The organism is Ectopseudomonas oleovorans (assembly GCF_029845265.1).
Taxonomy (GTDB): Bacteria; Pseudomonadota; Gammaproteobacteria; order Pseudomonadales; family Pseudomonadaceae; genus Aquipseudomonas; species Aquipseudomonas oleovorans.
The window spans coordinates 93,712-120,250 of record NZ_JAOCLK010000003.1 but is presented as its reverse complement, the minus strand read 5'-3'; the positions used below and the strand labels follow the sequence as shown (position 1 = coordinate 120,250).

The following is a 26,539-nucleotide window of genomic DNA, read 5'->3' as shown; positions in this document are numbered from 1 at the left end:
GCGCGCGTATCGGCCCGACATGGAGGTTGCCGCAATGAGCTGATGTCCCCTTGCGTTGTGCCCACGCCTTATCCAACTCAACCAAGAAAAAGTGTCTGCCCATGAAATCGATGTATCACTCACAACACCCGGCGCGCTTGCGCGCTACCTGCAGCTCTCGCGTACTGGCCATGGCCCTGTGCCTGGCGCCGCTGGCCTGGCCGGTGGTGGCCGCCGCAGCCGAGGAAGAAGGCGAGGCGCTGGTGCTGCAGCCGGTCAGCGTTACCGGCGTCAACCAGGCGCCGCCGGTCGTCACCGAGCAGAGCGATTCCTACACCCTGGGTCGCAGCGGCACGGCGACCAAGCTCGACCTGACGCCGCGGCAAACGCCGCAAACCATCACCAGCGTTAACCGTCAGCAACTCGATGACTTCAAGCTCGGCAGCGCCAACGATGCCCTGCAGGCTGCGGGCATCGGCGTGCAGCGGGTCGAGACCGATCGCACCTACTTCACCGCGCGTGGCCTGGACGTGAACAACTTCCAGATCGATGGCATCGGTGTGCCGTTCTCTTCTGAAGAGCAGATGGGCGACATCGATACCTTCCTCTACGACCGTATCGAGATTCTCAAGGGCGCCAACGGTCTGACTTCCAACCCCGGTAACCCGTCGGCGACGATCAACTTCGTGCGCAAGCGCCCGACCCGCGAAACCCAGGCGCAGCTGGGCTTCAGTTATGGCTCCTGGCAGACCCGGCGCCTGGAGGCCGATGTGTCCGGCTCGCTCAACGACAGCGGCACGCTGCGCGGGCGCGCCCTGGTCGCCGGGCAGGAGGGCAACTCCTACCTGGATCGCTACCAGCCGAGCAAGACGCTGTTCTCCGGCATTCTGGAGGCCGACCTGACCGACAGCAGCACCGCGACCATCGGCTACTCCAAACAGCGCAACCGCCCGGAAGGCATCATGTGGAGCGCGCTATCGCTGTACTACACCAACGGCTCCAAGGTGCATTACGACCGCTCGCACAATACCGCGCCGGACTGGAGCTACTGGGATACCGATGACGAACAGACCTTCGCCGAGCTGAAAACCGATTGGGGTGGCGGCTGGCAGACCCAGGTGACCCTCAACTACCGCGAGATCGGCTCCGACGCCGAAATGCTCATGGCCGGCGGCGTGCCGGATGCAAGCACGGGACTGGGACTGACCACCTATGCGTCGAAGTTCGACCGTACCGAGCGCCAACTGCTGGGCGATGCCTCGGTCAAGGGGCCGTTCGAGCTGTTCGGTCGAACCCATGAGGTGGTGCTGGGCAGCAACTGGTCGCGCACCCGCGCGCACTGGACCTCCAGCGACGATGCTGCGGGGGTGGCGCTGCCACCGGTATGGGATTACGACGGCAACTATCCGCGACCGGACTTTGCCAATGTCACCAGCTGGGCCGACTACACCACCTACCGCCGCAGCTATTACGCGGCCGGACATTTCGCGCTGAGCGACCAGCTCAAGCTGATCACCGGGGTCAACCACAGCAACCTCAAGAGCAGCGGCGAACGTGTCGGTGAAGGCCATCAGTACGACAAGAGCAAGTCCACGCCCTATGTCGGCCTGACCTACGACCTCAACGACAACTACTCGCTGTATACCAGCTACACCGAGATCTTCAGCCCGCAGCACCAGGTCGATCGCAACCATGCCTTGCTCGAGCCGATCGAGGGCAACAACATCGAGGGCGGAATCAAGGGCGAGTGGTTCGACCGCCGCCTCAATGCCAGCTTCGCCCTGTTCCGTACCAAGCAGGACAACACCCCCGAGTACGCCGGCTTCGATAGCGTTGAGGGTTTCTCCTATTACCAGGGCGTGGACACCAAGGTCGAAGGCTATGAAATGACCCTGGCCGGGCAGCTGACGCCAGGCTGGGAAGCCAGTGCCGGCCTGACTCATCTGTTCTCGATTCGCGATGGTGACGGCAGCAGCACGCGCACCTTCATTCCGCAGAACACCCTTTACCTGGCCACCACCTATCAGGTGCCGCAGGTACAGGGCTTGAAGGTGGGCGGCAGCGTCAACTGGCAGAGCGAGATCTTCCGTGAGCAGGGCACTTCGACCACCGGCGAGACCATCGTCAGTCGCCAGGGCTCCTACGCCGTGGTCAATGCGCTGGCCAGCTACGACATCGACCCGCACTTCAATGTCTCGCTCAACGTCAACAACCTGTTCGACCGCAAGTACCTGACCAGCCTGTACTGGGCGCAGTCCTACTATGCACCGTCGCGCAATGCGATGCTGAGTCTGAGCTGGAAGTACTGATCCCGCCCCAGCCCCGCCTGATCACAGGCGGGGCTTTCTATTGCGCCGGCAGTTTCAGCAGCGCTTCGCTGATCGCTTCGGCCAGATACTCAACGCTGAACACGCCGCCATGAGTCCAGGTCGAACGCATGCTGGTCAGGCGCTGCTGGCGCACGAACGGCATGGCCTGCCACAGGCGGGTGGTGAACAGGCGCTCCTGCTGGGCGAAGGGCTCGATATAGATCACCACGCCATCCTCTATCGTGCCGAGCTGGGTGACCGGCGCCTGGATATTGCCCCAGCGGCTGACTGGCACTGCTTGTGCCGGCTGCAGGCCGAGCAAGGACATGGCGTGCTGCGGCAGTGAATTGGGGCCGAAGATGTACACCTGGGTGGCCGATGCGAAACGGATAAGGGTGACCTTGGGCAACTCACCGCCGAAGTGTTCCAGCAGGTGTTGGCGCAACTCGCCGATGCGCTGTTCCATCTGCTGCAGGCGCTCGTGCGCCAGATCACTGCGCTGCAGGCGTGCGGCCAGGTCCAGGTAGTTGTCGCGCTGCAGTTGCAGGTTGTCCTGCTGCTGGGTGAAGTCACCGTAGCTGAGCACCGGCGCAATGCGCTCCAGCGGTTGGCGCATGTCCTCCAGCAGGGGCGTGATCAGGATCAGCTCGGGGTGCAGCTGTGCCAGCCGCTCCAGGTTCGGTTCGGTACGACTGCCGGCGTTGAGCACCTCGGCGGGTAGCGTCGGATGCACCACCCAATCGCGGTAATCCGCGGCGTCGGCCACGGTGAGCGGGGTGATGCCCAGTTGCAGCAGGTGTTCGGCAGGCTCCCAGCTCAGCGCGGCAATACGTGGTTCGGCCGGCTCAGCCAGTGGCAGCCAGCAGAACAGGAGCAGGCAGAGCAGCATCGTGCAGCGCTTCATGCCAGGCGCCTGCGCAGCAACAAGAAGATGAAGTAGCTGCCGCAGAGGATCGAGGCGACGATGCCCAGCGGGATCTGCAGGGGAAAGATCAGGTTGCGGCCGATGAGGTCGGCCAGCAGCATCAGCAAGCAGCCAAGTAGCGCCGCCAGCGGCAGTTGCTGCTGGATGCGCCGAGCACCGAGGGTGACGGCCATGTGCGGGGCGAGCAGACCGAGAAAGCTCACCGGGCCGACCAGGCTGGTCACCAGGGCGCAGAGCAGCGACACCAGCAACAGCAGGACCAAGCGCGTTGCCGGTACATCCAGGCCGCGTCCATGGGCGATGCCGTCGCCTGCCGAGAGCAGATCCAGCGCGCGTTGCCAGAACAGGCTGAGGCCGATCAGCAGGCTTACCCCCGAACCCAGCGCGATGGCTTGCAGGCCGCTGACCCGATAGGTTGAACCGGCTAGCCAGCCGAGCAATGCCAGGGAATCCGAAGAGCCCTGACTGAGGGCCAATTGCAGAGCGGTATTGAGCAGAGCCGCCAGGGCCATGCCGACCAGTACCATTAGCGCTGGCGAGTACTTCTGTTTGCGCCCTAGCAGCAATAACGTCGCCAGCACCAGCAGGCAGCCGATGAAGGCGGCAATCGGTGCCAGCAGCCAGAATAGCGCCTGACCGAACAGCAGCAGACTGATCATCACCGCCAGTGCTGCACCGGCGCTGAGGCCGAGAATGTCGGGGCTGGCCAGCGGATTGTGCAGCAGGCGTTGCAGCAGCACACCGGCAACGGCCAGCCCAGTGCCAGCGGCTGCCGCACTGAGCAGTCGCGGCCAACGCAGCGACCACAGGACGTCCGATGGCCAGGCCAGTTGCCAACCCTGTGACGCGTATTGCAGGCACAGGCCAAACAGCGCTGTGAGCACCGTGGCCAACGTCAGCAGCCACCATGTACGAACCTTGCAGCAGTCGCGACCTTGGGGCAGGGCCAGCGCTTGCCGATCTTGCGCAGCGCCCTGGCGACGGGCAAGCCAGAGCAGGGCTGGCGCGCCGATCAGGGCGGCGACGGCGCCCGTTGGTATCTGCTCACTCAACCAGTGACTGAGTAGCAGCGCCATGGCATCGCTGGTCAACAGCACCCACATGCCCAGCAGTGCGCTGTAGACCAGCTCGTCACGGGCCGTGCGGGCGCCACACAGACGCGCCAGGTTGGGTGCCACCAGGCCGATGAAGCCGATCAGACCCACGGCGGTAATGGCTGCGGCGGTCATCCACAACGAGGCAAGAAACAGCATCAGTAGCGCCGGCCACAGGTTCAGACCGCGCCCCTGAGCGGCGGTGCCGCCCAGCTTGAGCAAGGTCAGCACGCGCGGGGCAAGCCACAGTAGTAGCAGCCCGGGCAACAACTTGGGCCAGAGCCAATGAACCCAGGACCAGTCGATCTGACCCATGTCGCCTGCGCCCCAGATGAACAGGCCGCGTGTCTGTTGCTGGTTGAGTATCAGCACAGCGATGGCCAGTGCGCCCAGTAGCAGGTTCATCGCCATGCCGGCGAGTATCACTGGCAAGCCGGCGATACCGTCGCGTCCGGCAATCAGCAACACCAGCCCGACGCTCAGCAGTGCACCGGCCAGCGCCGCCCAATGGCCATGTTCGGCAGCAAGAGCAGGGAAGGCCAGGCTGGCGGCCAGCAAGCCGAGCCAGGCGCCGGAGGCAGCGCCGAGGGTCATGGGTGATACCAGGCGGTTCTGCGTCAGTTGTTGCAACAGGCTGCCGGATAGCCCCAGCGCCGCGCCCACCAGCAGCGTCATCACCAGGCGTGGCAGGCTGGCCAGGTGAAATTGCAGAGCGGCGAAGCTGTCGCCTTCGGGGACAGTCAGCGTCCAGTGGTCCAGGCTGATATTGAGGTGCAGCAAGGCGATGATCAGCAGGCCGAGTAACGCCAGGCCGTAGCGGCAAGCGCCTGCTTTCAGTGGGCGCCAACTGTCGACCAGGCTCGGTGCGCTGTGCATCTCAGCCAAACCCGGGCGACCCGTTGATTCGAAGTGGATTGTGCGTTGCGTAGCACGCGCACATCAGCAGACCAGCTCCTCGCGAAAGCGCTGCAAGCGCTCGGCAGGTTTCAACCTCGGGCAGCCGGCACAGGGCTCGCCGTCGGCGCGGCGAAAATGTTGGCAGCAGGCGTTGCGTCCCAGCGCCAGGCACTGGCTGCCATCTTCGAGACTTACCTCGATCAGTGGACTCTTGCCAGGGAAGCCCAGCGCCTGCAGCCAGCGGTCTTCCAGCTCGCGCAGCTGGCCATTGCTCATGCCCTGGTGGCGTTGCAGCAAAAGCAATGCAGCACGGGCGCAGTCGGCAATCAGCAGGCGCGCCAGTTTGGGGTAGATGTTGAAGACACCGTTGAACTCCTCCAGCTGACGTTCCAGCAGGTTCATCAGTCGTTCAGCGGCGTTCTCGACAAGATTTCTGTCACCGCTACGCAGTGGGCAATCGGGCGGCAGGTTGAAGCCTCCGACGAAGCCCTGCCGGATCGATTGCCCCATGCGTTTCAGACAGGGTACGCGGTGTTCCAGGTGAGCGGCCAACAGGCTGAGGTAGATGGGTTGCCAGATCAACAAGGTCCAGCAACGGGTGGACCAGTAGTGTCGCCCCGCCTCGGGATGGGCTTGCTGCCAGTAGTCGTGCAGCGCGGCGATACGCTCCTGATTGCCTTGACCGCCACACAGCAACTGGTCGCTGCGTACTGGCGCCACGTTGCCATTCAGGCCTGGCAGGCAGAGGGAGACGGACTTGAGCAGGGCGTCGAGGTCGGTAGCAGGATGCATGGCGATTGAACCCGGAAGCTTCGCGAATAGAACGCGTCGGCAGAGCGACCGGGGCAATCTAGCAATCAAACGCTAATAATACAAATTATCATTTGCGTGTCTGAGTGTTTCAGCCACAAAAAAGGCCCACGCGAGGTGGGCCTTGCTATCAAAGCGCCGAGCTTCAGCTGTCCTGACGCTCTTGTGCCATGCAGGCCGCTGCGGTGAACAGTACGTCGGTGGAGGAGTTCAGTGCAGTTTCCGCCGAGTCCTGAACGATGCCGATGATGAAACCGATGGCGACGATCTGCATGGCCACGTCATTGGGGATGCCGAACAGGCTGCAGGCCAGCGGGATCAGCAGCAGCGAGCCGCCGGCGACACCGGATGCGCCGCAGGCACTGATCGAGGCCAGCACGCTCAGCAGCAGGGCGGTGGGTAGATCGACGGGGATGCCCAGGGTGTGCACTGCAGCCATGGTCAGCACGGTGATGGTGATGGCGGCACCGGCCATGTTGATGGTGGCGCCCAGCGGAATGGAGACCGAGTAGGTTTCTTCGTGCAGGCCCAGGCGCTGGCTCAGTTGCAGGTTGACCGGAATGTTGGCGGCCGAGCTACGGGTGAAGAAAGCGGTGATGCCGCTTTCGCGCAGGCAGGTGAACACCAGCGGGTAGGGGTTGCGACGGATCTTCCAGTACACCAGCGCCGGGTTGACCACCAGGGCCACCAGCAGCATGCAGCCGACCAGCACCACCAGCAGGTGCAGATAACCGAGCAGGGCGTCGAAGCCGGATTCGGCGAGGGTGGCGGCGACCAGGCCGAAGATCCCCAGCGGCGCCAGGCGGATCACCAGCTTGACGATGGCAGTCACACCGTTGGACAGTTCGCCCAGCAGTTGTTTGCTACCGGCGCTGGCATGGCGGAAGGCGAAGCCGAGGCCGATAGCCCAGGCCAGGATACCGATGAAGTTACCATTCAGCAGGGCATTGACCGGGTTGTCGACCACGTTCATCAGCAGCGTCTTGAGCACCTCGCCGATGCCGCCGGGGGGCGTCAGTTCAGCAGCCTGGCTGCTCAGTACCAGCGACGACGGGAAGGCGAAGCTGGCCACCACCGCGACCAGGGCGGCGCTGAAGGTGCCGAGCAGGTACATCAGCAGGATCGGGCGGATATGCGTCTGTTGGCCTTGCTGGTGGTTGGCGATGGACGACATCACCAGGATGAACACCAGTACCGGGGCGACGGCCTTGAGCGCCGAGACGAACACGTTACCGATGAAGCCGACGGACAGTGCTGCCTGCGGGGCGATTACGGCCAGAGCGATACCTGCCAGCAGGCCGATGATGATCTGCGTCACCAGGCTGGTGCGGTTGAGTAGCTGCAGGGCAGGGTGAAGGGCTTGGGACATCGCGAGTTCTCTGGTTGCTGGGCGCGTTGCAAGTGGCGTCGGGCCTGGTTCGAGAGGTTTTTCGGTAGTGCCATGGAGAGCAGGCCGAAAAAATAGCGCGCGACTCTAGCACAGCCGGATCGGGGTTCGTGCGCTGGGCGGGCATCTGGACGACAGGGCGCAAGCCCATGTCGCATCTCTACAAGGCTTGTCTGCCGGCTCTGCCAGGTAGTTGCCGGGGCGGATCAGCAAACCTGCGGCTGGCAGGGTGTGACCCGTGGTCGCTCGAAGAACAGGAAGAATTGAGGCTACGCTGTACCCTGTGCGGCGCAAGCGAGCGTCTGAATCGTGATGAGTTGGCAATCGAACTGTTCGTTTTCCAGGGCATCGAAAGTTGCATCGCCCGCACGCCCCAAGGGCGCCGTCCTAGCCGCGCAGGCCCGCCGCCATTCCCGGTTTCCGTGCACAAGGAGCTTTACCCGTCAATGCGCTTGATCTGGAAGTCATTCCGCTCGCTCTATTTCGCCACCTTGCTGATGTTGCTCGGCTCTGGCCTGCTCAGTACCTACCTGGCCCTGCGTCTGGCTGACACCGTGGATGGTCTCTGGGTCGGTGCGCTGATGGCGGCCAATTACTTTGGCCTTGTGCTCGGCGGCAAGCTGGGGCATCGACTGATCGGTCGGGTGGGGCATATCCGTGCTTACGTGGCCTGTGCCGGCGTGGTCACGGCGGCTGTGCTGGGCCATGGGCTGATCGAGTGGCTGCCATTCTGGCTGTTCCTGCGCATGCTGGTGGGCCTGGGCATGATGTGTCAGTACATGGTCATCGAGAGCTGGCTCAACGAGCAGGCCGAAGCCACGCAGCGTGGCCTGGTGTTCAGCGGGTACATGGGGGCTTCCTACCTGGGCCTGATTCTTGGGCAGCTGGCGCTGGTGGTGCATCCGACGCTGGGTCTGGAATTGCTCATGTTGGTCGCCCTGTGCTTCGCCTTGTGTCTGGTGCCCGTAGCGCTGACCCGGCGTTTACACCCGGCGCCCTTGCATCCGGCACCGCTGGAGCTGCGCTTCTTCCTCAGTCGCGTGCCGCTGTCGCTGACCGCTATCGCCGTGGCTGGCCTGTTGATCGGTTCTTTTTATGGCCTGGCGCCTTTGTACGCCACTCGGATGGGGCTATCGACCGAGCAGGTGGGGCTGTTCATGGGCAACTGCATCCTGGCGGGTCTCCTGGTGCAGTGGCCGCTGGGCTGGCTTTCCGATCGACATGACCGCGTGCGCCTGATTCGTGGCTGTTCGGTCTTGCTGCTGCTGGCTGCCTTGCCGTTGGCGGCACTGCCACAGGTATTTCTCGGCCTGCTGTTCGGTGTCGGTTTTTTGGTCAGCATGATGCAATTCAGCCTCTACCCACTGGCCGTGGCCCTGGCCAATGACCATGTCGAGCCGGAGCGGCGGGTATCACTGACGGCCATGCTGTTGGTGACATTCGGTGTTGGTGCCTGCATCGGTCCATTATTGGCGGGTGTATTGATGCGTTTTTATGGCGCCAACATGCTCTATGTGTTTGTCAGTGTCTGTGCGCTGATCCTGGTCTGGCGTATTCGTCCTGAAGTGGTGACCCATCTGCATCAGGTCGACGATGCGCCGCTGCACCATATGGCCATGCCGGGTAACGTTACCAGCTCACCGCTGGTCGCTGCGCTCGACCCGAGGGTCGATGAGCAGACGGTACAGGAGCAGATGCAGGAGCCAGCTGCGGCGGGCGAGGAGGAGGTTGAGCCGGACGTGAAGCGGGGGTAGTCCGCCGCCAGACTTTGTAGGGTGGGCTTTAGCCCACGGCGGCCTCCCTTGGTGGGCTGAAGCCCACCCTACGGGCTTTGCGCGAATGGAGGGGGTGGGCTCAGAAGGGGCCGTCGCTCTCGGTGCGACGCGCCTCGCGTTGCAGCTGATAGACGAAGCGCTCGACCTGACGTTGCTCAAGGCCGTTCAAGCGATGAAAACGAGTGCCGACGAACGTCATGTCGACCTTGTCCTCGTATTGCACGTGACGTAACTCCACGGCGCAGGTCATGTTGCCGAAGGGCAGATAGGCGGTGAGTCGCTCGTGTACCTGGCCATTGCTCAATTGCTGGCTGAGGTTGCCGGCGAAACGCAGTTTGCAGCCGGTGGCCGAGATGTCCAGCAGATGGCCTGGCAGCGACTCGCGCAGTTTGTCACCATTGAGTACAACCTTGACCAGATCGCTTTGTTTCAATTGTGCGCGAAAGGCGCTGCGGCGCTGGTGATAGATTACCTCACTGGGTAGCGGCGCCCAGTAGCAGGGGGCTCCCTCGAGCTCGCCGAGCTGCACGTCATGATCACAGGTCCAGGCGACGCGTACCCCGTCGCGAAACGCTTCTATGTTGAAGGTTTCACCCTGCTTGAGAAAACGCTCACCATCGTTGGGGATGATTTCGTCCAGTGCCACGCGAGCACGGTCTTTATCGATTTCAACCAGGTAGCTTTGGAAGCGCAGGTCGCGCCCCTTGAACTGAATGATCAGGGGGTCATGGTTCTGTTGCAGTTGACGCAGGATGGCAATGATCTCGACGGATGTCTTGAGCACCTTGGGCGGCTGAGGACCGCTCTCGTCGTTGAACGCGCTGGACACAGGACGGAACTCTCCGGTTCATGAGCTATAACGGCACTAGCATACTGGCAGAGTGCCTGCATGTCCCTGTGCTTTTTGTTGGGGGATGGCTCAGGCCTGGCTGAGCGGTCTTTGCTGCGCGATTCTAGCGGCACCGCCGCGGCTGTCATAGAGGCCGGGTGTCTCTGCGCCGCGCAGAATACCAAGGACGCTGCCGACCGAGGCCTGGTTGGCGCGAATCAAACGCCCATTGCGTAGATTGGCCTCCTGGCAGCGCTGCAGGAGAGCGGACAGCTCCTCACTGCGTACCAGCAACTGATCACCTACGGAGGACTTGCTCGCCAGCGCAGTGAGCCCTTCGCGATCTGCACTCAGACCGGCGTTTTGCAGCAGACGGCTGCGCTCGTTGCCGTGCTGTTGAAGCAGGGCAAGCAGAGGTTGTTTTTCACTGAGCAGGCTGTCGAGGCGCGGCAGGTCGCGTTCGGTGAGGGCCTGGAATTCGTTATCGATCAGCTCAAGCAATTGCTCGGCGGTGCCGATATCGTTGGTGAAGAGGTCAAGCAAGGCTGTGTCGTTCATGGCGGGCTCTTGGGGGTCGGGCGTCCAACACCCCCAGCGCAGCCCTGAGACTAGCGCTGGGATTCGAAGTCGAGCAGTTTCTGGGCGACGCGTTTGCTGTCGACCTGATAGCTGCCATCAGCGATGGCCTGTTTCAACTGGGCCACACGCTCCTTGTTGACGATGGGCTGATCACGCAGCTTCTCGCCGATTGCTTGCAACTGTTGTGCCTCACGGCTCAGTTGCACCGATTCGCCGCTCTTGGCGTTGGTCTGTTCATCGTTACCGGTGACAGGCGTCTGGTTCGGCTGTGCCGACTCATTGCGATTGCCAGCCTGAGTCGCGCCGGTACGTCCCGCATTGGCGGGCGTATTGGCATTGTTCAGCCGGTTGAAGTCGATGACCATGATGCAGAACCTCGGACGATATGGTGGACGCTTGCCATGCTTCTCGGCTGCTGCCGGGAAAACTTTAGGATTAATTTCATCGCGTCGTTGAACAGTGTAGGGAATCGCCACGTCTTTGCGCTACAAGAAACATGCCTACATGGGTACTTCCACTTGACCAGGCCCGACAACGCGGGCTCGAACGACTCGCTGCGAACGCAGGTTACGCACGTTGATCTGTTCGCCTGGAGCGCCATCGGTCAGGGCTTCGCCGGGCATACGGACACTCACGCTAGCGCCGCGAGCGCTGATCACCACCTGGTCGCCGCGCCGAATGACCTCGGCTATTTGCAGATGAGTCGAAAGAAGAATCTGGTCACTACCGAGTTGTCGTGTCAATTTCTTGCCGATTGCCTGCGTCGGGTCGGTCAGGAAGTTCTGACCCAGTTGCCCGATATCGCGTTCCACCAGGCTCAAATCCGTAGCTTTGACTACGCTCATGCGCTTGAGCGGGCGAGTCAGTACGACGACTGGTCGATACAACCGCACTTCAGCCGGCACGAATACGGTCCAGGGGGCGCTGCCGTCGCAACGCACGCGCGTGGTGACGCGGCCCAGCGGCTGCGCCGGGCTTTCCAGCGTGGTGGTCAGCGGCTGATCGCACAGAGGCAGGCGTAACCGTGGGTCGAGACGGTTGACGCGAATCTCATGGCGGCCCTGAATTTCGCTACGCTGTAGATATTCAGTGGTCGCCTGCTCAAGAAAGGCCTCGGTGGCGCCGATAAGTTGTTCAGTGCTGGTGAAGGTGGCAGCCGCCGTAGCGCTGTAGCCGAGTGTCGGCAAAGCGAGTAAAACGGGCAAAGGGGCAAGGCACTTTGCTAGTAGCTGACGGAATGATGACGTTCTCTGCTTCATAAGCAATGCAAAGCAAGCCCCGTGCCGCCTGCTAGGCTCAACGGGGTAGGCGTTACTAGACAAGAAGGAGTCCGGGCATGGCCGGGTTGATGGATTCGGTTAACCAGCGCACTCAGTTGGTGGGACAGAACCGCTTGGAGTTGTTGCTGTTTCGCCTGGAAGGCCCACAGCTTTACGGTATCAACGTATTCAAGGTGAAAGAGGTGCTGCAATGCCCGAAACTCACCATCATGCCCAAATCAAGTCCGGTGGTGCGGGGGGTGGCCAACATTCGCGGGGGCACCATCCCGATTCTCGATCTTTCCATCGCTACCGGCCGTGCCGCGCTGGAAGATCTGAAGACCAGCTTCGTGATCATCACCGAGTACAACACCAAGGTTCAGGGTTTTCTGGTGCGCTCGGTCGAACGTATCGTCAACATGAACTGGGAGGAGATCCATCCGCCACCCAAGGGCACCGGACGCGATCACTACCTGACAGCAGTCACGCGGCTCGACCAGCAGTTGGTCGAGATCATCGATGTCGAGAAGATTCTTGCCGAAGTCGCGCCGACCTCGGAAGTGATCTCCGCTGGCGTCATCGATGATCAGGTGCAGAGTCAGGCGGTGACCAAGCATGTGCTGATCGTCGATGACTCCTCGGTGGCGCGCAAACAGGTTTTGCGCTGCCTGCAGACCGTTGGCGTCGAGGTGACGGCGCTGAACGATGGCCGCGAGGCACTCAATTACCTCAAGAAAATGGCCGACGAGGGGCATAATCCCGACAAGGAACTGCTGATGCTGATTTCCGACATCGAGATGCCCGAGATGGACGGATATACGCTGACCACGGAGATTCGTAGCGATCCGCGCATGCAGAAGCTGCATATCCTCCTGCATACTTCGCTTTCCGGTGTGTTCAACCAGGCGATGGTGAAGAAGGTCGGCGCCGACGATTTCCTCGCCAAGTTCAAGCCGGATGATCTGGCGGCGCGGGTGGTCGAGCGCATTCGGGTAGCGGATGGGGGCTGAGGGACAAACCTTGGTGAACGTTATGGTTGGTGAGGCGGCACTAGTGTCTTCAGGTAATTTGGATTTCGAGCAGTTCCGGACTTTCCTGGAAAAGGCCTGCGGTATTCTGCTGGGTAGCAACAAGCAGTATCTGGTCTCCAGTCGTCTGAACAAACTGATGGAGCAGAATGGCATCAAGACCCTGGGCGAACTGGTGCAGCGCATGCAAAGCCAGCCGCGCGGAGGGCTGCGCGAGCAGGTGGTGGATGCCATGACCACCAACGAGACCCTGTGGTTTCGCGACACCTATCCGTTCGAGGTGCTCAAGAGCCGGGTGCTGCCGGAGCTGATCAAGGCCTACCCGGCCCAGCGTCTGCGCATCTGGTCGGCGGCCTGTTCGTCCGGGCAGGAGCCCTATTCGCTGTCGATGACCATCGACGAGTTCGAGCGTACCAACCTCGGCCAGCTCAAGGCGGGTGTGCAGATCGTCGCCACCGATCTGTCTCCGTCGATGCTGAGCAACTGCAAGTCCGGCGAGTACGACAGCCTGGCCATGGGCCGCGGTCTGTCGCAGGAGCGTCTGCAGCGTTATTTCGATTCCAGGGGGCCGGGGCGCTGGCAGGTCAAGGCGCCGATCAAGAGCCGCGTCGAGTTTCGGCCACTGAACCTGCTCGACAGTTATGCGGCGCTGGGCAAGTTCGACATCGTGTTCTGCCGCAACGTGCTGATCTACTTCTCGGCCGAGGTGAAGAAGGACATCCTCACGCGTATCCATGCCACCCTCAAGCCAGGCGGCTATCTGTTCCTGGGGGCCTCCGAGGCGCTCAACGGGTTGCCCGAGAAGTACCAGATGGTGCAGTGCAGCCCGGGGATCATCTACAAGGCCAAGTAGGCACGCCGTGCCTGCTTCGCGCACGGGAGGCCACGGCCTCCCGTTCGCGTTTCTTGTCGTAGGGCGGCAATCTGCCCGGTCGGCTTTGCCGCTTGCTTGCCAGCAGGCGGTAAGGTCTTGCCGCCTTGCCGTTATTGGCCTGCCTGAACTTATTCAAGTTATTGAATTTATTGGTTTAAATAAATTGGCACAGCCTTTGCTGAATGTCTGCCAGGAAAGACCAGACAGCCCCAGCGGCAAAGGTTGCAGACATGAGCATCAACTTCGGCAGGGCACTCGGCATCCACGAACAGGCACTCGGTTTCCGCGCCCAGCGCGCTGAGGTGCTGGCCAACAATATCGCCAACGCCGATACGCCGAATTACAAGGCTCGTGATCTGGACTTCGCCAGTGTCCTGGCTGAGCAAAGCAATCGCATGCAGCGCGGTGGCGTTTCCCTGAACCGCACCGATAGCCGCCATATTCCTGCCGATGGTGTGATCACTGGTGAGGCTGAGATGCCCTACCGTATTCCGATGCAGCCGTCGCTGGATCAGAACACCGTGGATCTGCAGATCGAGCAGTCCAACTATGCCGAGAATGCCGTGCATTTCCAGGCCAGTTTCACCTTCCTCAATAGCAAGTTCAAAGGTCTCACCGCCGCCCTGCGCGGCGAATAAGGAGCGCGACCATGTCCCTTGCCAGTGTTTTCAGCATCGCCGGAACCGGCATGAGCGCGCAGAGCACTCGCCTCAATACCGTGGCCAGCAATATCGCCAACGCGGAGTCTGTCTCTTCGAGTATCGAGCAGACCTACCGTGCCCGTCATCCGGTGTTCGCCACCGTGTTCCAGCAGTCGCAGAACAGTGGTAGTGGTTCGCTGTTCGCCGAGCAGGACGAGGCGGGGAGTGGGGTGCAGGTGCTCGGCATCGTCGAGGATCAGAGCAATCTCGACATGCGCTACGAGCCCAGTCATCCGGCAGCGAATGCGGATGGGTACGTGTTCTATCCGAACGTCAATGTGGTCGAGGAAATGGCGGACATGATTTCGGCCAGTAGAGCCTTTCAAACCAATGCGGAAATGATGAATACCGCCAAGACCATGCTGCAGAAGGTTCTGACCCTGGGTCAGTAAGGACATAGCCATGAGCACCACAGAGACTGTTTCCAGCAGCGTGCTGTCGACATACTCCGGCACCTCGACCAGCAACACCAACGAATCCAGCTACTCCAGCCTGGGCAAGGATGACTTTCTGATGCTGCTGGTGACCCAGTTGAACAACCAGAACCCGCTGGATCCGCAGGACAACAGCGAGTTCGTGGCTCAGCTTGCGCAGTTCAGCAGCCTGGAAAGTCTGACCAATATCTCCGCTTCGATGGACTCGCTGCTGGGCAGCTATCAATCGTCGCAGGCTTTGCAAGCCTCTTCCCTGGTGGGGCGCAGCGTGATGGTTTCCGCCAGCAGCACCCAGGTGGATGGTGTTTCGGGGCTGACCGGCACGCTGGTGGTTCCAACGGCGGCCGACAACGTCTCGGTGAGGGTTTACGACGAGGCGGGCAGCCTGGTCAAAAGCATACCGCTGGATAATCAAAGCAGCGCTGGCCTGGTGGACTTCACCTGGGACGGCACCGATGAGAGCGGCCAACTGCTGCCCGCGGGCACCTACAAATTCTCGGCCTCCGCGTCGCTGGGTGGCACGTCCACCGCGCTGGAAACCTATCTGCCGGCAACGGTCAACAGCGTGACGCTCGGCATCGGGGGCGGCGACATGACGCTGAACCTGGCGGGTGCCGGAAATGTCGCGCTATCCAAAGTCATCAGCGTCGGCCAGTAATCAACAGGCATCGGGAGATAAGACATGACGTTCAATACGGCGCTCAGTGGGTTGAAGGCGGCCAGCACCCACCTGGATGTAACGGGCAACAACATCGCCAACACCGGGACGACGGGCTTCAAGTATTCGCGTGCGGAGTTCGCGGACCTCTATGCCAGCAGCATGTTCGGCACCGGCAGCAACGCGGTCGGCAGTGGGGTGATTACGGCGGATATCGCCCAGCAGCACACCCAGGGCAACATCAGCTACACCGACAACAGCCTGGATCTGGCCGTCAATGGCAGTGGCTATTTCATCGTCAACGATGGCGGCACCCAGCTCTACACCCGCTCCGGCGCGTTCAAGGTGGACAATCAGGGCAACGTCATCGACAACTCGGGCAACAACCTGATGGGCTACGGGGTGGACGCCGATGGCAACCTGGTCAATGGCGTGCTGACCAATCTGACCGTCGACACCAGCAACCAGGCGCCGAATGCCACCTCGACCGTTACCCAGGGGGTGGCGCTCAACTCGTCCGAGACGGTGCCCACCATCGCCTTCGACCCCACGGTCTCCGGTTCCTTCAACTGGTCGACCTCGGTGAGCCTGTACGACTCCCAGGGCAATGAGCACACCATGACCCAGTACTTCGTCAAGGAGGCGAGCAACGAGTGGAGCATGCACGTGCTGATCGACGGGCGCAATCCCGGTGATCCCGCCAGCACCGATCCGTATCAGGCGTCGCTGTCGTTCGACACCTCCGGCAGGCTGCAGGCATCGGCCTCCAGCGACTTCACGGTCAATGCCGATGGCACCATCACGCTGGCCGACTGGGTGCCGGCGACCATCACCGACGCCACCACCGATCCGGTCACCTGGGGCGACAACGGTGCCGCGGCGAGCACATCGGGGGTGACTCTGGATCTACGCAACATGACCCAGACCAATACCCGCTTCGCGGTCAACAGCCTGTCGCAGGATGGCTATACCACCGGTCAGTTGTCCGGGCTGTCGGTGGACGAGACCGGGCAACTGTTCGCCACCTATACCAATGGCCAGGCCAATTTGATTGGCCAGGTGGCGCTGGCCACCTTCGCCAACATGCAGGGGTTGACGCCGGTGGGCGGAACGGCCTGGAAGCAGTCGCTGGCCTCGGGCGAGCCGGTGATAGGTACGCCGGGCTCCGGTACGCTGGGCTCGATCGTCTCCGGTGCGCTGGAGGATTCGAACGTCGACCTGACCGCGCAACTGGTCGACCTGATCATCGCGCAGCGCAACTACCAGGCGAATGCCAAGACCATCGAAACGGAGAATGCGATCGCCCAGACGATCATCAACATCCGCTGACGGCGGCGGGCGGCATATTCTTGCCGCCGTCAAAAGGGCCTTCCGTGATGGAGGGCTTTTTTGTTTTTTAAAAACAATAACTTACTTAAAATTATTAGCCTGGCACGTGCCTTGCTTTGATCTGTCCGAGAGTCGTTTTCACGGCGGAGGTCGAAGTGGACAAATTGCTTTATGTCGCCATGTCGGGCGCGAGCCAGAACACCTATGCGCAAAAGGCGCATGCCAATAATCTGGCGAACATTTCCACCAGCGGGTTTCGCGCCGATCTGGAACAGGCGCGGGCCATGCCGGTTTTCGGTGACAGCTATCCGGCGCGGGTCTACGCCATGTCCGAGCGGCCCGCTACGGATTTCACGCCCGGCGTACTGCAGGAAACCGGGCGGGATATGGATGTTTCGATAGAGGGTGATGGCTGGATTGCCGTGCAGGCCCCGGATGGCTCCGAGGCTTATGTACGCACCGCCAGCCTGTCGATCGATGCCCTAGGCATGCTGCGCACCGGCAATGGGTTGCCGGTCATGGGCAATGCCGGGCCCATCGCCGTGCCGCCCGAGGAGAAAGTCGAGATCGGTCAGGACGGCACGATCAGCATTCGCGCCCTGGGCGAAGCGCCGAATGTCCTGGCCGAGGTCGACCGCATCAAGCTGGTCAACCCCGATACCGCGCAGATGCGCAAGGGGCGCGACGGCCTCATCCATATGAGAGACGGCCAGTTGCTCGAAGCGGATGCCAACGTACGCCTGCATTCTGGCTTCCTGGAGAGCAGCAACGTGAGCGCCGTCGGAGAGATGACGGCCATTCTCGCCCTGTCCAGACAATTCGAACTGCACGTCAAGATGATGAACACGGCCAAGGAGGGCTCCGAGTCCATGGCCCGTGTCATGCAGATCAGCTAACGAGTAGCGCCCGCGCAGGGCGAGGAGATAGACATGCTTCCAGCGCTTTGGGTCAGCAAGACCGGTTTGTCCGCCCAGGACATGAATCTGTCGGTGATATCCAACAACCTGGCCAACGTTTCGACCACCGGCTTCAAGCGCGACCGGGCCGAGTTCCAGGATCTGCTGTACCAGATCCGCCGTCAGCCAGGCGCTCAATCGACCCAGGACAGCGAGCTGCCGTCCGGCCTGCAACTGGGTACGGGGGTACGGATCGTCGGTACCCAGAAGAACTTCACCACGGGCAGCCTGCAGACCACCGACCAGCCACTGGACATGGCGATCAACGGGCGCGGTTTTTTCCAGATTCTGCTGCCCGATGGCACCATCGGCTATTCGCGCGACGGCACGTATCACCTCGATTCCGACGGCCAGATCGTCACGTCGAACGGCTTCGCCCTGGAGCCGGCCATCGTCGTGCCCGCCGAAACCCAGACCTTCACCGTCGGGGAGGATGGCACGGTGTCCGTGACCACCGCCAACAGCGCCGCGGTGCAGATCATCGGCAACCTGCAGACCGCCGATTTCATCAATCCGGCCGGCCTGCAGGCGATTGGCAACAACCTGTTTCTGGAGACCGCTTCCAGTGGCGCTCCGCAAGTGGGAACGCCGGGCCTCAATGGCCTGGGCACCGTTTTGCAAAATACCCTGGAAAACTCCAACGTCAGTGTCGTCGAGGAAATGGTCAACATGATCACGACACAGCGCGCCTACGAAATGAACTCGAAGGTCATTTCCACGGCCGATTCCATGTTGCAGTTCATCACGCAGACGCTTTGAGTCTGATCGGGATCGCTAGGGCGGGCAGAGTGTTGGATGTGAGGTGTGCGATGAAAGGTCTGATTGTGTTGACGTCGGTTTGTCTGCTGCTGGGGGGGTGCGTGGCGCCTGCGCCCAAGGCGGACGATCCCTATTATGCACCCGTGTTGCCGCGTACGCCGCTGCCGGCCAACGCGACCAGTGGCGCGATCTACCAGGCCGGTTTCGAGAGCAATCTGTATGACGATCGAAAGGCTTTTCGCATCGGCGACATCATCACCATCACCCTGGAGGAGCGCACCCAGGCGAGCAAGGCGGCCCGCTCCGACATCAGCAAGGACAGTTCCGCCAATATCGGGCTGACCTCGTTGTTCGGTGGAGGGGTGTCGGCCACCAACCCGCTGACGCGAAACCGGATGGATCTGGGAACCCAGTTCAACGGTTCGCGGGACAGCGCCGGCGATGCCAGCGCGGCGCAGAGCAACAGCCTCACCGGCTCGGTCACCGTGACCGTGGCCGAAGTGCTGCCCAACGGCGTGCTGGTGGTGCGTGGCGAGAAGTGGCTGACGCTCAATACCGGCAATGAAATGGTGCGGATTGCCGGGCTGATCAGGGCCGACGACATCGCCAGCGACAACACCGTTTCATCCACTCGGGTCGCCGACGCCAGGTTGACCTACTCGGGAACCGGTTCCTTCGCCGACGCCAGCCAGCCAGGTTGGCTGAGCCGATTCTTCCTCAGCCCGCTGTGGCCGTTCTGAGGACATGAACATGAAAACCTGGATGACCTCTGTCGCCGTAGGGCGGGTGCAACCCGCCAGATCGCCTGTGGGAGCGAGCTCTGCTCGCGAAGCTTTTACCGAATTGCGGGTTCGCGAGCAGAGCTCGCTCCTACAACGGACACCTGTGCATTCGCAGTCGGCCTCCTGCCGTCAGCAGTTCGCCTGCGCCTATCGCGGCCAGCGCCGCCGTGGTGCCAACGACTGGCTGCTGCTGGCGATCATGCTCGCCTGCCTGCTGATCAGCCAGCAGGCCCAGGCCGAACGGCTCAAGGATCTGGCGTCCATTCAAGGGGTGCGCAGCAACCAGTTGATCGGCTACGGCCTGGTGGTCGGCCTCAACGGCAGCGGCGACCAGACCACCCAGACCCCGTTCACCGTACAGACCTTCAACAACATGCTGGCGCAGTTCGGCATCAAGGTGCCGACGGGCGGCAACGTGCAACTGAAGAACATCGCCGCGGTGTCGGTGCATGCCGACCTGCCGCCGTTCGCCAAGCCGGGGCAGACCATCGACATCACCATCTCCTCCATCGGCAATGCCAAGAGCCTGCGCGGCGGCAGCCTGCTGATGACGCCGCTCAAGGGCATCGACGGCAACGTCTACGCCATCGCCCAGGGCAACCTGGTGGTCGGCGGCTTCGACGCCGGCGGCGCCGACGGCTCGCGGATCACCGTCAACGTGCCGTCCGCCGGGCGTATCCCCGGTGGCGCCACGGTGGAGCGTCCGGTGCCGAGCGGTTTCGACCAGGGCAACTACCTGACGCTGAACCTCAATCGTCCGGACTTCACCACGGCGAAGAACATCGTCGACCAGATCAACGACCTGCTCGGCCCGGGCGTGGCCCAGGCCATCGACGGCGGCTCGATCCGCGTCAGCGCGCCGCTCGATCCCAACCAGCGCGTCGATTACCTGTCGATTCTGGAAAACATCGAAGTCAATCCCGGCCAGGCCGTGGCCAAGGTCATCATCAACTCGCGCACCGGGACCATCGTTATCGGCCAGAACGTCAAGGTGCAGCCGGCTGCGGTGACCCATGGCAGCCTGACCGTGACCATTACCGAAGACCCTATCGTCAGTCAGCCCAACGCCCTGGCCGGTGGCGATACCGCGGTGGTGCCGCGCTCGCGGGTGAATGCCGATGAGGAGGCCAAGCCCATGTTCAAATTCGGCCCTGGCACCACCCTTGATGAGATTGTTCGCGCGGTTAATCAGGTGGGCGCCGCGCCCTCGGATTTGATGGCCATCCTTGAGGCGCTTAAACAAGCAGGCGCCTTGCAAGCCGACCTGATAGTGATTTGAGGTAGCCATGAATACATTGTCAGCAGGCGCACGCAAAACCAGCGATTCTGCCGCCTATACCGACCTGAATCGCCTAGCCGGCATGAAAACCGGAGAGCAGCGCGACAGCGAAGGCAATATCCGTAAGGTTGCCCAAGAGTTTGAAGCGCTGTTCATCAACCAGATTTTCAAATCCATGCGCTCGTCCAACGAGTCGATCGCCAAGGACAGCCTGTTCGACAGCGATACCACGCGCCATTATCAAGAAATGCACGACCAGCAATTGGCCATCCACCTCTCCCGTGAGGGCGGCGGTATTGGTTTGTCCGATGTGCTGGTGCGGCAGATGAGCGGATTGCGCGGTGAGGCGCCGCGCCGCAGCCCATTCGGCCATAGCGTGGAGCAGCCTGAGAACAGCCTTGCCGCGCCGGCCGCGGCCGAGCACAACCGCCTGGATCGTCACTCCGACAGCGCTACCACTCCGGTGTCCCAGGCCGCATTGCTCAACCAGCGCCGGCTGTCCCTGCCGCCGCGCCTGGAAGATCGCCTGTTGGCGGGCATTGTCCCGACTACCGGGGCGCAACCCCCCAGCGGGAGCGACTGGTTGCCGGCCAAGGCCACGGCCGCCAAGCCCACTGAAGCGCTGGACACCTCGGTCCAGCCGGCACGTCAGCAGCCGCCGCTGGCCAAAGGCACGCCGGCATTCGCCTCCGCGGAGGAGTTTGTCGAGACCATGCTGCCCTTGGCCCGCGAGGCCGCCGAGCGCATTGGTGTCGAGCCGCGTTACCTGGTGGCCCAGGCGGCCCTGGAAACCGGCTGGGGCAAGTCGATCCTGCGCCGTGGCGATGGTGGCAGCAGCCACAACCTGTTTGGCATCAAGACCCACGGGCAGTGGCAAGGGGACTCGGCGCGCGCGATCACCAGCGAATACCGCGGGGGCGAAATGGTCCGTGAGCCGGCCAACTTCCGGGCCTACGACTCGTACAAACAGAGCTTCCATGACCTGGTCGATTTCCTGCAGAGCAACCCACGTTACCAGGAGGCCCTGGCGGCCACTGGCAACTCCGAGCGGTTCGTCAACAAGCTGCAGTCGGCCGGCTACGCCACGGATCCGCAGTACGCCCGCAAGATCAGCCAGATCGCCCGCAAGATCGACGCGACCTACCAGACCATTGCCCGCGCCGACGGCGCCTCCACCCGGACGCTCTGAGGTGACTCATGGCTGATCTTCTCGCAATCGGGGTTTCCGGCCTGCGCGTGAGCCAGACCGCGCTGGCCGTGACCGGCAACAACATCACCAATACCGATACTCCCGGCTATACCCGCCAGCAGGCGATGCAGGTTTCCAATAACTCGCAGCAACTGGGCGCGACCTACCTCGGCAGTGGCGCCTCGATCACCGACGTGCGGCGTATCTACAGCGGCTACCTGACCACCCAGGTGCGCACGGCCACCGCGCTGGACAGCGATGCGCAGACCTACCTGACCCAGATCAGCCAGGTCAACTCGCTGCTGGCCGACAGCACCACCGGCATCACCGCGGTGATGGAGAACTTCTTCGCCGCCCTGCAAACCGCGGCCGCCAGCCCTACCGATACGGCGTCGCGGCAGTTGCTGCTGACCCAGGCCGAGACCCTGAGTGAGCGCTTCAACTCGATTTACAACCAGTTGACGGAGCAGAACAGCTACATCAACCAGCAGTTGTCGAGCATGGTTCAGCAGGTCAACAGCCTGGCGGCCAGTGTCGCCCAGTACAACCAGGCCATCGTCAATGCCTCCGCTTCCGGCGCCTCGCCCAACGACCTGCTGGACCAGCGCGACGAGGCGGTGCGAGAGCTTTCCGAGCTGATCGGGGTCACCGTGGTCGAGCAGGATGGCAGCTACAACCTGTTCATCGGCAATGGCCAGCCGCTGGTGGTGGGCGGCAGCGCGGCGCAACTCAGCGCGGTGCCGAGCGCCGACGACCCGTCGCGCTATGCCCTGCACCTGACGCAGAACGGCAATTTCACGATAGACGTCACCTCGTCGATCACGGGAGGACAGATCGGTGGCCTGCTGCGCTACCGCGAAGAAGTGCTCGACACCACCCTCAACGACCTCGGACGCCTGGCGCTGGTGCTCGCCGACCAGGTCAACAGCCAGCTCGGCCAGGGGCTCGACCTCAATGGCCAATTGGGCGCCATGCTGTTCAGCGACATCAATGAGCTGACCCTGCAGCAGCAGAGAAGCCTGGGGCAAGCCGGCAACAGCGATACCTCCGCCAACCTGCGCGTGTACATCGACGACACCAGCGCGCTCAGTACCAGCGACTACGAAGTGACCTTCACCAGCGCTACCGGCTACAGCGTCAGGCGCCTGTCCGACGGCAAGGACATGGGCAGCTACGACCTGACCGATTCGCCGCCGCCGGTGATCGATGGCTTCACCCTGGCACTCGACAGCGGCAGCGTGGCGGCCGGAGACCGGTTCACCATCCTGCCGACCCGCCATGCGGCGGGCGACATCAAAGTGAGCATGACCGACTCCAACCAACTGGCCTTCGCCGCCCCCCTGGCGGCGACCCTGACCACCGGCAACGTCGGCAGCGGCAGCGTCAGCCAGCCGAGCCTGATCACCCTGATCGACATCTACGACGCCGCCGCCGTTGCCGACATGCAGAGCAGCCTGGAAAACGGCATGCCGATCAAACTGGTCTACGACGCGCCCAGCGGCGGCGCCCAGGGCTACACCCTGTACGACGTTGCTGGCAACAGCATCGGCAGCGGCAGCATCGTGCCGGGGCAGAGCAACGTCGTGACGGTCAGCGTTCCCGCCAACCCGCCCAGCGTGCCCAGCGAATACGCCTTCGAGATGACCCTGGCCGGTTCCCCGGCGGCGGGCGACAGCCTGACCATCGCCTTCAACGGCGACGGCACCGGTGACAACCGCAACGCCCTGGCGGTGCTGGAACTGCAGACGGCCAAGACCGTCGCGGTCAATGGCAACAACGGCATGAGCCTGACCACCTCCTACAGTTCGCTGATCGAAACCATTGGCGCCAAGACCAGTCAAGCCCAGCTCGACGCCGCCGCCACGGAAGCCATCCTGGCCCAGGCGACCAGCAGCCAGTCGTCGCTGTCCGGGGTCAACCTGGACGAAGAGGCGGCCAACCTGATCAAGTTCGAGCAGTACTACACGGCGGCGGCGCAAATCATTCAAGTTGCGCGCACCACGTTCGATACCCTGATCAACAGTTTTTGACGCCGCATCCTTGATGCGGCCCGTATGAGGCATGACCCCATGAGCACGCGCATCTCCACCTCGCAGATGTTTCAGACCAGCATCTCCGGCTATCAGAAAGGTTACGCCGAGATCGTCAAGACCCAGCAGCAGATCTCCAGTGGCGTGCGCATCCAGACCCCCGCGGACGATCCGGTCGGCGCCGCGCGCCTGTTGCAACTGGAACAGCAGCAGGCCCAGCTCGAACAGTACAGCGCCAACATGACCACGGCCACCAACTCGCTGACCCAGCAGGTGGCCCTGCTCGACACCGTGATAAACGTACTGCAGAACGCGCGTGAACTGGCCGTCCACGCGGGCAATGGCGCGCTCTCCGACGAGGATCGCAGCTCGATCGCCAGCGAACTGGATCAGATCATGGAGCAGTTGCTGGACCTGATGAACAGCCAGGACGCCAGCGGCAACTACATCTTCGCTGGCTCCAAGAGCGGTGTGCAGCCCTTCGTGCGCAACCCCGACGGCTCGGTGAGCTACCAGGGCGACCAGACCAGCCTCAATCTGCAGGTTTCAGGTTCCGGCACGCTGGCCATCAACGACAGCGGCTGGAGCATCTTCGAGAACGTGCCCAATGCCAGCCGCACCCAGTCCAACCTGGACAACGACCCCAATACCGACGGCCAGCGCGTCTACCTGTCCCAAGGGCTGGTCGACAATGGTACCCAGTACGACAAGACCTTCCGCGCGGGCGAGCCCTATACCCTGGAACTGGTCAGCAGCACCCAGTTTCGCATCCTCGATAACCTCGGCAATGATGTGACCAGCGAGGCATCGTCCAACAGCGGGGTGTTCGACCCGACGGCGATTGACGGCACCACAATCAACTTTCGCGGCGCCAGTTTCGAGCTGGATGTGGCCCTGCAGGAGGCCGATGGCCAGGGTGACCTGGACAGCCTGCTGACCGGCTACAGCTTCACCTTCGGCGTGGCGGACACCGAGATCGTCACCACGCGCAGCGCCAGCAACACCTCCACCGCGCAACTGACTTCCGGCAGCGTGGTCGACCCGACCGCCTACACCACCCAGTTTCCCAGCAGCGGCGTGCAGCTTCGCTTTACCAGCGCCAGTGATTACGAGGTCTATGCCCAGCCGGTGCTGACGGGCAGCACGCCGATTGCCAGCGGCTCATTGTCGGGTACCTATCCCGAGACCATCGGCTTCGCCGGCGTGGAGCTGCAGATCAGCGCGGCACCGGCGGCGGGCGATACCTTCGTGGTGCAGGGCAAGTCGGCGGAAACCCAGAGCGTGTTCGAGACCATCGGCAACCTCAGTGCCGCGCTGAAGACCCCGGTATCCGGCGACCCTGCCGCGCAACTGGCGCTGACCGAGGCCGTGGCCTCGGCCATCAGCAACCTGGACAACGGCATGAACCAGGTGCTGGCCACCCAGGCGTCCATCGGTGCGCGGCTGAACGTCATCGACACCCTCAGCACCGAGAACGAAAGCCTGCAGATCGCCAATGCCAGCAGCCAGTCCACGATCCGCGACACCGACATGGCCGAGGCCATCTCCAAACTGGTGCTGCAAATGACCAAGATGGAGGCGGCGCAGGCATCGTTCGTGCGGATTTCGCAGTTGAGCCTGTTCAACAAGATGTGAATGTCCGTACGGTCGTATCGTGGGAAGCGAAGGGCGGGGGCGACCTGCAGGTGTTTGGGTCAACCGCAGGCGTAATCCGGGGCACGGCATTATCCCCCCGGACTATTGTTTCACTGATCCAGGGTTAGACTGGCGATACTTTTGGCGAAGTTGTCGAAGTCATCGAGGTGCCGGTTGGTGATGCTATGGACGATAGCCCAGTTGATCAGCCGATCCATGCCCGCCTCCGTATTGCGGCTGTGGCGACCTGATTGTAGGAGCGAGCTCTGCTCGCGAAAAAGCTGCGCTCGCGACGCTCGCTCCTACAGGGAGGCTCTATTCGTTCAGGCATAAAGAAACCTGATTAGCAACGATGCTCAGCCAAGCGGGTAGCCCGGATGAAATCCGGGAAAGGTCGGGCGGCATGCCAGACCGCCCCGGATTTCATCCGGGCTACAGGGTTGCGCCAGTGCCCTACCGGCGCGCGGTCAGTACGGCTGAAGCTCGTTGCCAATCAGGTAAAGAAAACGCCGCGATTCCGTACCGGCATCGCGGCGTTTTTCTTAACTGACCGGCATTAGGCTACGGACTGCTCCATACGGAACTTGATCGCTTCAACCGGGGTTGGCAGATCGACCGGGAAGTGTTTGGCTTCGTAGGCTTCGATCAGGGTCAGCATGACCTCAAAGGCGTCGCCTTCCGGGGTGCCGGGTGCCGGTTCGCAGTCAAACAGGGCGGAAACCTCTTTGAGCGCTTCTCTATACTCGCTGTCTGAACGGATCGGGCGAATGTTCATGGCGATTACTCCATCTCTCTGGCGTTAACGATGGCATACAACGGCCTCGTGGAGAAAGCCGAGATGATTTGGCGCAGGGCAATCGGGTGAAGCTTTTTCTCCCCTCTCCCATTTATGGGAGACGACTGCATGGATGCAGGAGGTAGAGCGAAGCAGGAGCCAGAGCCGACGACTGCATGGATGCAGGAGGTAGAGCGAAGCAGGAGCCAGAGCCGACGACTGCATGGATGCAGGAGGTAGAGCGAAGCAGGAGCCAGAGCCGAGGGT

General features: G+C 62.2%; 23 protein-coding genes and 1 pseudogene. 15 read left to right on the top strand and 9 right to left on the bottom strand.

Going from position 1 to position 26,539, the window contains the following annotated elements; all coding sequences use genetic code 11:
- Positions 1–101: 101 nt before the first annotated feature.
- On the top strand, positions 102–2,288 hold the full coding sequence (locus N5J71_RS02910) for a TonB-dependent siderophore receptor (protein ID WP_083665747.1): 2,187 nt from the start codon (positions 102–104) through the stop codon (positions 2,286–2,288).
- A 37-nt stretch (positions 2,289–2,325) separates the two neighbouring features.
- On the opposite strand, the gene N5J71_RS02905 is transcribed toward N5J71_RS02910, so the two are convergent.
- From N5J71_RS02905 to sstT, 4 genes are all read right to left on the bottom strand, one after another.
- The gene (locus N5J71_RS02905; protein ID WP_279916258.1) at positions 2,326–3,192 is read right to left on the bottom strand and encodes an ABC transporter substrate-binding protein; all 867 of its coding nucleotides are present in this window, start codon (positions 3,190–3,192) and stop codon (positions 2,326–2,328) included.
- Positions 3,189–5,183 (bottom strand): Fe(3+)-hydroxamate ABC transporter permease FhuB, encoded by a 1,995-nt coding sequence (gene fhuB / locus N5J71_RS02900; RefSeq protein WP_279916257.1) that lies wholly within the window; start codon positions 5,181–5,183, stop codon positions 3,189–3,191. The genes N5J71_RS02905 and fhuB overlap by 4 nt, the downstream gene beginning before the upstream one ends.
- 63 nt (positions 5,184–5,246) lie before the next feature.
- A complete protein-coding gene (locus N5J71_RS02895) occupies positions 5,247–5,996 on the bottom strand; it encodes a siderophore ferric iron reductase (protein WP_116619179.1) in 750 nt (249 codons plus the stop codon).
- Between the two features lie 163 nt (positions 5,997–6,159).
- Positions 6,160–7,383, bottom strand: coding sequence for a serine/threonine transporter SstT (gene sstT / locus N5J71_RS02890; protein WP_279916256.1), 1,224 nt, complete (start codon positions 7,381–7,383; stop codon positions 6,160–6,162).
- A gap of 464 nt (positions 7,384–7,847) precedes the next feature.
- Here sstT and N5J71_RS02885 point away from each other — a divergent pair, with 464 nt between their 5' ends.
- Positions 7,848–9,155, top strand: a complete 1,308-nt coding sequence (locus N5J71_RS02885) for an MFS transporter (RefSeq protein WP_279916255.1) — start codon at positions 7,848–7,850, stop codon at positions 9,153–9,155.
- Positions 9,156–9,255: 100 nt separating this feature from the next.
- Here the strand turns inward: N5J71_RS02885 and N5J71_RS02880 are convergent, their stop codons facing one another.
- The 4 genes from N5J71_RS02880 to flgA all read right to left on the bottom strand — a co-directional run bounded on the left by N5J71_RS02880 (position 9,256) and on the right by flgA (position 11,843).
- On the bottom strand, positions 9,256–10,005 hold the full coding sequence (locus N5J71_RS02880; protein WP_090336563.1) for a flagellar brake protein: 750 nt from the start codon (positions 10,003–10,005) through the stop codon (positions 9,256–9,258).
- Positions 10,006–10,095: 90 nt separating this feature from the next.
- On the bottom strand, positions 10,096–10,563 hold the full coding sequence (locus N5J71_RS02875) for a flagella synthesis protein FlgN (protein ID WP_003460689.1): 468 nt from the start codon (positions 10,561–10,563) through the stop codon (positions 10,096–10,098).
- Between the two features lie 50 nt (positions 10,564–10,613).
- Complete coding sequence (flgM, locus tag N5J71_RS02870; RefSeq protein WP_143508572.1) at positions 10,614–10,949, bottom strand: flagellar biosynthesis anti-sigma factor FlgM; 336 nt, start codon at positions 10,947–10,949, stop codon at positions 10,614–10,616.
- Between the two features lie 135 nt (positions 10,950–11,084).
- Positions 11,085–11,843: a flagellar basal body P-ring formation chaperone FlgA gene (gene flgA, locus N5J71_RS02865; RefSeq protein WP_279916254.1), complete on the bottom strand. Its 759-nt coding sequence runs from the start codon at positions 11,841–11,843 to the stop codon at positions 11,085–11,087.
- A 77-nt stretch (positions 11,844–11,920) separates the two neighbouring features.
- Here flgA and N5J71_RS02860 point away from each other — a divergent pair, with 77 nt between their 5' ends.
- From N5J71_RS02860 to N5J71_RS02800, 13 genes are all read left to right on the top strand, one after another.
- Entirely contained in the window at positions 11,921–12,853 is a 933-nt protein-coding gene (locus N5J71_RS02860) for a chemotaxis protein CheV (RefSeq protein WP_090336567.1), read from the top strand.
- 43 nt (positions 12,854–12,896) lie between these two features.
- A complete protein-coding gene (gene cheR / locus N5J71_RS02855) occupies positions 12,897–13,724 on the top strand; it encodes a protein-glutamate O-methyltransferase CheR (protein ID WP_275544681.1) in 828 nt (275 codons plus the stop codon).
- 251 nt (positions 13,725–13,975) lie between these two features.
- A complete protein-coding gene (flgB, locus tag N5J71_RS02850) occupies positions 13,976–14,383 on the top strand; it encodes a flagellar basal body rod protein FlgB (RefSeq protein WP_092376336.1) in 408 nt (135 codons plus the stop codon).
- 11 nt (positions 14,384–14,394) lie between these two features.
- On the top strand, positions 14,395–14,838 hold the full coding sequence (gene flgC, locus N5J71_RS02845; protein WP_003460696.1) for a flagellar basal body rod protein FlgC: 444 nt from the start codon (positions 14,395–14,397) through the stop codon (positions 14,836–14,838).
- A gap of 10 nt (positions 14,839–14,848) precedes the next feature.
- Positions 14,849–15,538 carry a flagellar hook assembly protein FlgD gene (locus N5J71_RS02840; protein WP_092376333.1) on the top strand — a complete coding sequence of 230 codons (690 nt, stop codon included), beginning with the start codon at positions 14,849–14,851 and terminating at the stop codon, positions 15,536–15,538.
- A 24-nt stretch (positions 15,539–15,562) separates the two neighbouring features.
- The gene (flgE, locus tag N5J71_RS02835) at positions 15,563–16,867 is read left to right on the top strand and encodes a flagellar hook protein FlgE (protein WP_092376330.1); all 1,305 of its coding nucleotides are present in this window, start codon (positions 15,563–15,565) and stop codon (positions 16,865–16,867) included.
- Positions 16,868–17,022: 155 nt separating this feature from the next.
- Positions 17,023–17,763: a flagellar basal body rod protein FlgF gene (locus N5J71_RS02830; protein WP_003460700.1), complete on the top strand. Its 741-nt coding sequence runs from the start codon at positions 17,023–17,025 to the stop codon at positions 17,761–17,763.
- Between the two features lie 33 nt (positions 17,764–17,796).
- Positions 17,797–18,582: a flagellar basal-body rod protein FlgG gene (gene flgG / locus N5J71_RS02825; RefSeq protein WP_003460701.1), complete on the top strand. Its 786-nt coding sequence runs from the start codon at positions 17,797–17,799 to the stop codon at positions 18,580–18,582.
- Between the two features lie 50 nt (positions 18,583–18,632).
- A complete protein-coding gene (flgH, locus tag N5J71_RS02820) occupies positions 18,633–19,322 on the top strand; it encodes a flagellar basal body L-ring protein FlgH (RefSeq protein ID WP_003460705.1) in 690 nt (229 codons plus the stop codon).
- 241 nt (positions 19,323–19,563) lie between these two features.
- Positions 19,564–20,643: a flagellar basal body P-ring protein FlgI gene (locus N5J71_RS02815; protein WP_039964736.1), complete on the top strand. Its 1,080-nt coding sequence runs from the start codon at positions 19,564–19,566 to the stop codon at positions 20,641–20,643.
- Between the two features lie 7 nt (positions 20,644–20,650).
- Positions 20,651–21,832, top strand: coding sequence for a flagellar assembly peptidoglycan hydrolase FlgJ (gene flgJ / locus N5J71_RS02810; protein WP_092376327.1), 1,182 nt, complete (start codon positions 20,651–20,653; stop codon positions 21,830–21,832).
- Positions 21,833–21,840: 8 nt separating this feature from the next.
- A complete protein-coding gene (flgK, locus tag N5J71_RS02805; RefSeq protein WP_279916253.1) occupies positions 21,841–23,862 on the top strand; it encodes a flagellar hook-associated protein FlgK in 2,022 nt (673 codons plus the stop codon).
- Between the two features lie 39 nt (positions 23,863–23,901).
- Positions 23,902–25,497, top strand: coding sequence for a flagellar hook-associated protein 3 (locus N5J71_RS02800; protein WP_279916252.1), 1,596 nt, complete (start codon positions 23,902–23,904; stop codon positions 25,495–25,497).
- Positions 25,498–26,062: 565 nt separating this feature from the next.
- Here N5J71_RS02800 and N5J71_RS02795 read toward each other — a convergent pair.
- A pseudogene (locus tag N5J71_RS02795) lies at positions 26,063–26,272 on the bottom strand (helix-turn-helix domain-containing protein); the annotation flags it as partial.
- Positions 26,273–26,539 lie beyond the last annotated feature (267 nt).